This window comes from Planomonospora algeriensis (genome assembly GCF_977012225.1).
In genome coordinates, this window is the sequence record NZ_CDRNDK010000263.1 from 1 (window position 1) to 8998 (window position 8998).

The 8998-nt window shown below is 72.3% G+C and carries 8 protein-coding genes; 3 read left to right on the forward strand and 5 right to left on the reverse strand.

The window, feature by feature from the left end:
• Positions 1-107: 107 nt before the first annotated feature.
• Positions 108-956 (reverse strand): 3-methyl-2-oxobutanoate hydroxymethyltransferase, encoded by an 849-nt coding sequence (gene panB, locus ACWJ6R_RS23575; RefSeq protein ID WP_449064319.1) that lies wholly within the window; start codon positions 954-956, stop codon positions 108-110.
• Positions 957-1118: 162 nt separating this feature from the next.
• Here panB and ACWJ6R_RS23580 point away from each other — a divergent pair, with 162 nt between their 5' ends.
• The 3 genes from ACWJ6R_RS23580 (at position 1119) to ACWJ6R_RS23590 (ending at position 4671) form a co-directional block, all read left to right on the forward strand.
• Positions 1119-2231, forward strand: a complete 1113-nt coding sequence (locus tag ACWJ6R_RS23580) for an MFS transporter (RefSeq protein WP_449064320.1) — start codon at positions 1119-1121, stop codon at positions 2229-2231.
• A gap of 255 nt (positions 2232-2486) precedes the next feature.
• A complete protein-coding gene (locus tag ACWJ6R_RS23585; protein WP_449064321.1) occupies positions 2487-4046 on the forward strand; it encodes an MFS transporter in 1560 nt (519 codons plus the stop codon).
• Positions 4047-4053: 7 nt separating this feature from the next.
• Positions 4054-4671, forward strand: a complete 618-nt coding sequence (locus ACWJ6R_RS23590) for a TetR/AcrR family transcriptional regulator (protein WP_449064322.1) — start codon at positions 4054-4056, stop codon at positions 4669-4671.
• Positions 4672-4749: 78 nt separating this feature from the next.
• On the opposite strand, the gene ACWJ6R_RS23595 is transcribed toward ACWJ6R_RS23590, so the two are convergent.
• The 4 genes from ACWJ6R_RS23595 to ACWJ6R_RS23610 form a co-directional block, all read right to left on the reverse strand.
• Positions 4750-5382, reverse strand: coding sequence for a Uma2 family endonuclease (locus ACWJ6R_RS23595; RefSeq protein WP_449064323.1), 633 nt, complete (start codon positions 5380-5382; stop codon positions 4750-4752).
• Positions 5383-5582: 200 nt separating this feature from the next.
• Positions 5583-7367: an NAD+ synthase gene (locus ACWJ6R_RS23600; protein ID WP_449064324.1), complete on the reverse strand. Its 1785-nt coding sequence runs from the start codon at positions 7365-7367 to the stop codon at positions 5583-5585.
• A gap of 203 nt (positions 7368-7570) precedes the next feature.
• A complete protein-coding gene (locus ACWJ6R_RS23605; protein ID WP_449064325.1) occupies positions 7571-7846 on the reverse strand; it encodes a hypothetical protein in 276 nt (91 codons plus the stop codon).
• Between the two features lie 334 nt (positions 7847-8180).
• A partial coding sequence (locus ACWJ6R_RS23610; RefSeq protein ID WP_449064326.1) for a sensor histidine kinase occupies positions 8181-8998 on the reverse strand: 818 nt, incomplete at its 5' end.

The following is an 8998-nucleotide window of genomic DNA, read 5'->3' on the forward strand; positions in this document are numbered from 1 at the left end:
CCGAGCCCGAGCCCGAGCCTGACGCCTGGCGCCTGGCGCGGACCGAGGCCGCCGCCGTACCGGCCTGACGGGCGCGGGGGTACGGCGGGCGGCCGGACGGGAGGGGATCAGCGGTAGCTGTGCTCGGCGGTGGGGAAGGCCCCGCTGGTCACCTCGTCGGCGAAGGCGCGGACCGCGTGGTCCATCTCCTCGGCCAGGTTGAAGTACTTCTTGACGAACTTGGCCGGGCGGGCGGTGAGGCCCATCAGGTCCTGCCAGACGAGGACCTGGGCGTCGGTGGCCGGACCGGCGCCGATGCCGATCGTGGGGATCGGCAGGGAGGCGGTGACCCGCTCGGCCAGGTCGGTGGGGACGCACTCCAGGACGACGGAGAAGGCCCCGGCCGCCGCCAGGTCCTTGGCGTCGGCCATGAGCTCGTCACCGGACTGGCCGCGGCCCTGCACCCGGTAGCCGCCGAAGGCGTTGACCGACTGCGGGGTCAGGCCGAGGTGGGCCATGACCGGGATGCCGGCCGCGACCAGGGCCTCGACCTGGGGGAGGACCCGGCGCCCGCCCTCCAGCTTGACCGCGTGGGCGCCCGCCTCCTTCATGAACCGCACGGCCGTCTCCAGCGCCTGCTGGGCGGAGGCCTGGTAGGAGCCGAACGGCAGGTCGGCGACGACCAGCGCCCGGGAGGAGCCGCGCACCACGGCCGCGGTCAGCGGCATCAGGTCGTCGACGGAGACGGGCAGCGTCGAGTCGTGGCCGTAGACGACCATGGCCGCGGAGTCGCCGACGAGCAGCACCGGGATGCCGGCCTCGTCGAAGACCCGGGCGGTCATCGCGTCGTACGCGGTGACCATCGGCCACTTCTCGCCGCGCTCCTTGGCGGCGGCGATGTCGCGCACGGTGATCCTTCGCCCGGACTGCCCGCCGTACAGGGCGGCGGTCTGCGGGACGGCGACGGAAGAGGGCATGGGAAGCCTCCTGAGAGTCTCGAGGCGCCCCTGTGGCGTCCCCGGACGATTCCGATGATGACATGCGTCCGATGGGTTAAACACCCCTTGGCGCGCCGGTAATCCGGTGGCGGGGGTGCCGGTCGGGTGCGGCACAATGCAAGGCGGAGGTAAGTAATAAAAATGGCAATGGAACCTTACCGGCGACTGTTGGCCCTGCCCGGGGTGCGGACGCTGCTGCTCGTGGGCCTGCTCGCGCGCATCCCGTCCACCGCGGTGAACATCACTCTCGTCCTGCACGTGGCAGAGGAGCTCGATCTCGGCTACACCTGGGCGGGCGCGGTGACCGCGGCCTGCACGGTGGGCATGGCCGTGGGCTCGCCGCTGGCCGGAAGGTTCGTCGACTCCTACGGCCTGCGCCCGGTCCTGCTGACGACCACCGCCGCGCAGGCGCTCTTCTGGGCAACGGCGTGGGCGATGCCGTTCCCCGTGCTGGTCGTCGCCGCCGCGCTGGCCGGCCTGCTGGCGCTGCCGGTGTTCAGCGTGATCCGGCAGTGCCTGGCGGCCATGGTCCCCGAGGGGCAGCGCAGGATCGGTTTCTCCGCCGACTCGATCCTGGTGGAGTTGTCCTACATGGCCGGGCCCGCCCTCGGCGTGGCAGGGATGACCGCGCTCGGCAGCACGTGGACGATGTGCGCCATAGCGGTCGGCCTGGTCGGCTCCGGCGCGGCGCTGGTCCTGCTGAACCCGCCGGTCCGCTCCGCCGAGGAACTGGCCGCCCCGGCGGAGAAGGTCTCCCGGCGGCGGTGGCTGACCCCGGGCCTGGTCACCCTGCTCGGCACCGCCTCGGCGGCCACCTTCGTGCTGACCGCCACCGAGCTGTCGCTGGTCGCGACGATGGACCAGGCGGGCGACACGGCCTGGACGGGGCTGGCGATCGGGATCTGGTGCCTCTACTCGCTGCTGGGCGGCCTCGTCTACGGCGGGCTGCCCCGGGGCTTCTCCCCGCTGCTGCTGATCGGCGCCATGGGCCTGCTCACCGTCCCGGTCGGCCTGGTGGGGGACGACTGGCGCTGGCTGCTCCTCGCACTGGTCCCGGCCGGGTGCTCTGCGCGCCCGGCATCTCCTCCACCGTCGAGGCGGTCAGCCGCATGGTGCCCGCCGGGGCCCGGGGCGAGGCGATGGGCCTGCACGGCACCGCGCTCCTGGTGGGCGGGGCGGTCTCCGCGCCGATCGCCGGCGCGGTCATCGACGGCCCCGGTCCGGGCTGGGCCTTCGCGGCCGCCGGTCTGGTGAGCGTGGCGATGGTGCTGGTGGCCCTGCCGTTCCGCGGAGGGCCGCGCACTCCGGCGGGGAAGCCCGGACCGGTCGCCGCGAAGTCGCCCGCCTGACCCGCCCGCCTGACCCGCCCGCCTGACTCGCCCGTCTGCCTTCGGCCGGGCAGGCGGAGACGCGAACGGGAGGTTAATACGAAACGGTGCTGTTGCGTATCGAAATATATAGCGATACGCTCTCGTTGCGAAACTAGAGCGTATCGAAACAGGGGTTCCCGTGGACCAGAAGCTCGGTCATCCGAGACGTTGGCAGATCCTGGGAGTGCTGGTCTTCAGCCTCCTGGCGGTCGTGCTCGACAACACCATCCTCAACGTCGCGTTGAAGACGATCGCCGACCCGGCCGAAGGGCTGGGCGCCACCCAGAGCGAGCTCGAGTGGGCGATCAACTCCTACACCCTCGTCTTCGCCGGACTGCTGTTCACCTTCGGGGTGATCGGCGACCGGACCGGCCGCAAGCGCATGCTGATGGTCGGCATGGTCCTGTTCGGCCTGTCCTCGCTGGCCAGCGCCTACGCGCAGGACCCGATGCAGCTGATCGTCGCCCGCGCGTTCATGGGCATCGGCGGCGCCGCGATCATGCCCGCCACGCTGGCGATCATCTCCAACGTCTTCCCGCCGGCCGAGCGCGGCAAGGCGATCGGCGTCTGGGCCGGCGGCGTCGGTCTGGCCGTGGCGATCGGCCCCATCACCGGAGGGCTGCTCATCGAGCACTTCTGGTGGGGCTCGGTCTTCCTGATCAACCTGCCGATCGTGCTGATCAGCATGGTGCTCATCGGGCTGGTGGTGCCCGAGTCGCGCGACCCCAGGCCGTCCAAGCTCGACCCGGTCGGCGTGCTGCTGTCCATCGTGGGCCTCGTCGCCGTCACCTACGGCATCATCCGCGGCGGCGAGCTCGCCACGGTCGCCAGCGCCGAGGTCCTCGTCCCGACGATCCTGGGCCTGGCCGTCCTGGCCGCCTTCGTCTGGTACGAGCGCCGCATCGACCACCCGGCCTTCGACGTCACCTACTTCCGCGACCCGCGCTTCTCCACCGCGATCGCCATGGTCGGCATCGTGTTCTTCGCGATGATGGGCGCGATGTTCTTCCTGGTCTTCTACCTGCAGATCGTGCTGGGCTTCAGCGCGCTGCAGGCCGGGGCCCTGATGATCCCGTTCGCCGCGGCGCAGCTCATCTTCGCCCCGCTCAGCCAGCGGATGGCCGGGCGCTTCGGCGCCAAGCCGACCGCGACCGTCAGCATGGTGATCGTGGCCGCCGCCTTGGCCGCCTACGCGCTGATGGACCAGGACACCCCGATCCTCTTCATCGAGGTCGTCTTCTTCGTCCAGGGCGCGGCGATGGCCAACATCATGCCCCCGGCGACCACCGCCATCATGGAGGCGCTGCCCCGAGAGAAGGCCGGCGTCGGCTCGGCCATGAGCAACACCGTCCGCCAGGTCGCCGGCGCGCTCGGCGTCGCCCTGCTCGGCTCGCTGCTCTCGGCCGCCTACCGCGACGGGATCACCCCGGCCCTGGCCGGTCTGCCGGAGGAGGCCCGGCACCTCGCCGGCGAGTCCCTGCCCGGCACCCTCGCGGTCGCCCAGGGGCTCGGCGAGCGCGGCGCCGCGCTGATGGAGCCCGCCTTCCGGGCCTTCCTGGACGGCATGCACCTCACCGCCCTGGTCTCGGCCGGCATCGCGCTGGCCGGAGCGCTGGTGGTGCTGAAGTGGCTGCCCGGCAGGAACGCGCCCGCCGCGGAACCGGACAGGGAGCACGACAAGGAACCAGCGGTAGTGTAGGCCCGCTATGACGACCACGGACGAGACCCGGCCCGCCCGCCCCGCGGGCCGCCCCCGCAGTGCCAGGGCGGAGAAGGCGATCATCGAGGCGACCCTCGACCTGATCAGTGAGAGCGTGAGTCTCTCCGAGCTCTCCATCGAGGCCGTCGCCGCCCGCGCGGGCGTCGGCAAGACCACGATCTACCGGCGCTGGTCCAGCAAGGAGGACCTGGTCGTCGACGCGCTGGCCACGCTCAAGGCGCCGATCCCTCCGCTGGAGGGCCGGAGCGTCCGCGCGGACCTCGCCGCCTACCTGGGGGTCATCGGGCGCGAGGCGTGCGACGTGCGGAGCCGGTGCGTGATGAACATCGCGATGAACGAGGCCGACCGCCACCCCCAGTTGGTGGAGCGGATCCGCCAGGCGGTGATCAGGCCCCGCCAGGAGACGCTGAGGGCGCTGCTGCGCCGGGGGATCGAGACGGGCGAGCTCCGGCCCGACCTCGATCTCCCGGTCGTGATGGCGACGGTGGTCGGCAGCATGATGTGGTACGTCAAGTCGGCCGGGTTCGGCGAGGGCGAGGAGCACTCCGAGGACCTCGTCGAGCGCCTGGTCGACCACCTCATGGCCGGTCTCGCCCCCCGCTGAGCGCCCGTACGGCCCGTCGGCGACGCGGCCGGGTGAGGATGCGGCCGGCCGGCGGCGCGGTCCGACCGGGACGGCCGGTCAGCGGCGGCGCGGTCCGACCAGGACGGCCGGGTCGAAGGCGATCTCGTAGGGCTCGGACAGGGAGAGCGTCTGCCCGGCGCGTGCCGCCGCGACCTTGACGTACTCGCCCTCCTTGGCGGTGAACACCTCCACCAGCGGCATCGCGCCCTCCTCGCCGTGCAGCTCCACCCGCATGAACACCGGGACGCCGGCGGCGGCGTAGGAGGAGGGCTTGACCAGGTAGCCGCGCTTCCGGTTGCCGGGGCTGACGATCTCGACGGCCATCAGCAGGTCGCCGGAGTCCAGCAGGACCTCGTTGGCGAGGATGGGCTCCGCCCACGCGACCACGATGTCCGGGATGAACCCCTCGTCGCGGACCCGGACGTTCGCCGCCTCCACCACTTCGACATCGTCCGGGGCGGCGTCGTCGAGAATGCGCACCAGTCGCTGGGCGCAGAGCGCGTGGCCGGAGGCGGGGGCAGGACTCACTACGAAACTCCCGTCGATGAGCTCGATGCGCTCCTTGGTCTCGGGGAGCGCCAGCCAGTCCTCGACGGTGTAGGCCCCGGAGTGCCCGGGAAGCAGGATCAGCGAAGGGCGGTGCTCCTGCGGATCCGCCTCCGGCCACTCCTCGTCCGGAAGTGCGCTCATCTGCTTCTCCTTCTCCATGCCGCCCAGTCTGGCACCGCCTGCGGTGCGGTACCAGGAGCGGAGTGGCCACGTCGAGGATCGTGGACGGGAGATTGCTGCGATGACGCTGCGTCCGTCAGGCCGATGCGGAAAGTGACGATGGCGGATCCTCTCGACCGCGGAGGTCTCCGGGGACCGGCGAGGTCCCCGGAGACAGTGCGTCAGGGGGCGGTCTCGCGCCAGCGGTTGGTGATGGGCAGGCGGCGGTCGCGGCCGAAGTTCTTCGGAGTGATCTTCGGGCCCGGGGGATACTGGCGGCGCTTGTACTCGGCCAGGTCGACCAGGCGGATGACCCGGGCGACCAGGTCGGGGTCGTGCCCGGCGGCGACCAGGGAGGCCGAGCCCATGTCCTTCTCCACGTAGTCGTCCAGGAGCCGGTCCAGCACGTCGTACTCCGGCAGGGAGTCGGTGTCGCGCTGGCCGGGGCGGAGCTCGGCGCTGGGCTCCTTGGTGATGGAGTTCTCCGGGATCGGCGGGACCGCGAAGCCGTACAGGAACTCGTTCGCCACGCCCGCCTGGGCGTTGCGCCAGCGGGCCAGCTCCCACACCAGGGTCTTGAGCACGTCCTTGATGGGGGCGAAGCCGCCCGCGGAGTCGCCGTAGAGCGTCGAGTAACCGGTGGCCAGCTCGCTCTTGTTGCCGGTGGTCAGGACCAGGTGGCCGTGCTCGTTGGACAGGCCCATCAGGATCATGCCGCGCACCCGGGCCTGGAGGTTCTCCGCCGACAGGCCGGTCAGCGAGAGCTCCTTCTCGAAGGCCTCCACCATCGTGCCGATCGGCACGATCCGGGCCCTGACCCCCTGGCGGTCGACGAGCTCCTGGGCGTCGCCCAGGGAGTGGTCGGAGGAGTAGCGCGAGGGCATCAGCACCACGTGGACCCGGTCGGGGCCGATCGCGTCGGAGGCGATGGTGGCCGTCAGCGCCGAGTCGATGCCGCCGGACAGGCCGAGGATGACCGACTGGAAGCCGTTCTTGGCGACGTAGTCGCGCACGGCCAGCACCAGCGCGCAGTAGACCTCGGCGGTGTCGTCGAGGTGCCCGGCGACCGACGGGGGCTCCGGGTCGTACGGCTCCAGCGGGCGGGCCGACAACTCCAGCCGCTCCACCGTGATGACGGTCCCGTCCCCGGCGTCCACCTCGAAGGAGCCGAGCCCGCCGTAGGTGGCCTCGGGCAGGTCCAGGTCGGCCACCAGCAGTTCCTCGGTGAACCGCGCGGCCCGCGCGACCAGCTCGCCGGAGGCCGAGACGACGATCGAGTCGCCGTCGAAGACCAGCTCGTCCTGCCCGCCGACCTGGTTGGCGTAGGCGAGCGCGCACCCGGCCTCCCGCGCCCGCCGGGAGACGAGCTCCAGGCGCACGTCGTCCTTCTCCCGCTCGTACGGCGAGGCGTTCGGCACGACCAGCAGCCCGGCTCCGGCCTCGGCCGCCACCGCGACCGGCCCGCCGTCCTGCCAGAGGTCCTCGCAGACCGCGATCGCCACGTCGACGCCGTGCAGCCGGAAGATCGGCAGCCGGTCGCCGCGCACGAAGTAGCGGTACTCGTCGAAGACGCCGTAGTTCGGCAGGTGGTGCTTGGCGGTCCTGGCGACCACCTGTCCCCGGTACAGCAGCGCCGCCGCGTCCAGCGGGGCGCCCTTGGGCTGCCCCACGCGCGGGGCGCGGTCGGCGCGGTCGACGTAGCCGACGACCACGGGGATCTCGCCGAGCCCTTCGTCGGCCAGCCGCCGGGCGGCGGCCTCGACCGCGGCGATGGACGCCTCCACGAACGAGTTCCGCAGCACCAGGTCCTCGACCGGGTAGCCGGTGAGGAACATCTCGGTGAAGACCGCCAGGTGCGCGCCGCGGTCGGCGGCGCGGCGGGTCCACTCGACGAGTTTGTCGGCGTTGGCGGTCAGATCGCCGACCGCGGGGTTGGTCTGGGCAAGTGCGATTCGGAGTTGAGCCACGCTCCCACCCTATTCCCGGGCGTTCCCGGGCGGCGCAGGCCGGTCCGGTGGATCTCCGCGGGACTCCCCGCCGGTGAGGGCCTCTCACCGGCGGGGAACCGCCACCGCTCCGGACCGCGGGCGTGGGCGGTCCGGAGCTCCCCGGCGGAGCGCCGGTCAGCGCCGGTCAGCGCCGGTCAGCGCCGGTCAGCGCCGGTCAGGGCTCAGTTGGCGGCGCTGGTGGTGGAGTTGCTGCTGGCGCCGCCGGGACCGGCCTGGCTGTAGGACTGCTTGAAGAAGACGCCGCTGCCGTGACCGCCGTGGTTTCCGCCGGTACCGGACAGGACGCTGCTGTTGAAGGCGCCGAACTTGCCGGCGCTGCTGGAGTTCTGCTCGAAGCTCGTGCCGCCGCCGGCCAGGGCGGCGGTCTGGAAGGCCAGTCCCAGGGCCGAGGCGGCTCCCGCGATCACCAGGGCACGCCGCAACTTCGTCATGGTCATGGTGGATGTTTCCTCTCTGTTCCGCCGGCCTCCGCCGGCGCATGGGATGGAGCACCCGAAAGGGCCCTGTGCGACGGCCCCGGACAGGCCGGGAACCGCCGTACGCCAGCTGTGTTTCCCTGACCTCCCGCAGCCGAAAACACGGAGTGTAACGATCTAACTACTAATGGACATGATCGATAAACATATTGATCAACCCTTGCGAGACGCCCGGCGCGTCTTCTCCCGGCGGCGAGGAGCCGGGCGGGAGAGGGACGCCGAGCCGGACCCGCCACCGGGCCGGGGGTCAGCGGGCCGGGTGGTCAGCGGGCCGGACGGTCGGCGGGCCGGGTGGTCAGCGGGGCAGGGGGAGGACCGCCTCCACGGCCGTTCCGCCGCCGGGCGCGCCGGCGATCACGCAGCTCCCGCCGAGTTCGGTGGCGCGCTCGCGCATCGAGACCAGGCCGATCCCCGACCGGGAGGAGGCCGGCAGGCCGCGCCCGTCGTCGGTGACCCGGACCGTGAGCGAGGAGCCCTCGTGCCGCAGGCAGACCGTCGCGGTGCGCGCCCGGGCGTGCTTGCGCACGTTGGTCAGCGCCTCCTGGGCGATCCGGTAGGCCGCCACCTCGACCGCCGCGGGCAGGTCGGACAGGTCGCCCGAGGTCTCCACCGTCACCGGCGGCTCCCCCTCGGAGGCCAGCGCCCGTACGGCGCCGGCCAGTCCGAGCTCGTCCAGGGTCGGCGGCCGCAGGCCGTACACCAGCTCCCTGATCTCCTGGCTGACCGAGTCCATCCCGCTGCGCAGGTCGAGCAGGAGCCGGTCGGCGGAGGCGGGGGCGGCGCGCAGGCTGATCCTGGCCATGTTGATCGACATCGCCATGTCGGTCAGCGCGTGGCCCAGCCCGTCGTGCAGGTCCCGGCGGAGGCGGCGGCGCTCCTCCTCCCGGGCGGTCAGGATGCGCTCACGGGAGCGCTGCAGGTCGGCGGTCATCCGTACGGCGTGCGCCACGTCGGCCACGTACGGCGTCACCGCGGCGATCAGCCGCTCGTTGTGGGCCGCGGCGAATCTGCGCGGCCCCGGCGCGCCCAGTAGCAGGCGGCCGACCGGCTCGCCGTGCCAGACCAGCGGCACCGCGCGCGGCGCGGGGCCCGGTAGGCCGAGCGTCACCTGCC

Bases quoted from the DNA above. Each gene is read 5' to 3' on its own strand.
- panB (WP_449064319.1), bottom strand. From the start codon at position 956: ATGCCCTCTTCCGTCGCCGTCCCGCAGACCGCCGCCCTGTACGGCGGG.
- ACWJ6R_RS23590 (WP_449064322.1), top strand. From the start codon at position 4,054: ATGACGACCACGGACGAGACCCGGCCCGCCCGCCCCGCGGGCCGCCCC.
- ACWJ6R_RS23595 (WP_449064323.1), bottom strand. From the start codon at position 5,382: ATGAGCGCACTTCCGGACGAGGAGTGGCCGGAGGCGGATCCGCAGGAG.
- ACWJ6R_RS23580 (WP_449064320.1), top strand. From the start codon at position 1,119: ATGGCAATGGAACCTTACCGGCGACTGTTGGCCCTGCCCGGGGTGCGG.
- ACWJ6R_RS23605 (WP_449064325.1), bottom strand. From the start codon at position 7,846: ATGACCATGACGAAGTTGCGGCGTGCCCTGGTGATCGCGGGAGCCGCC.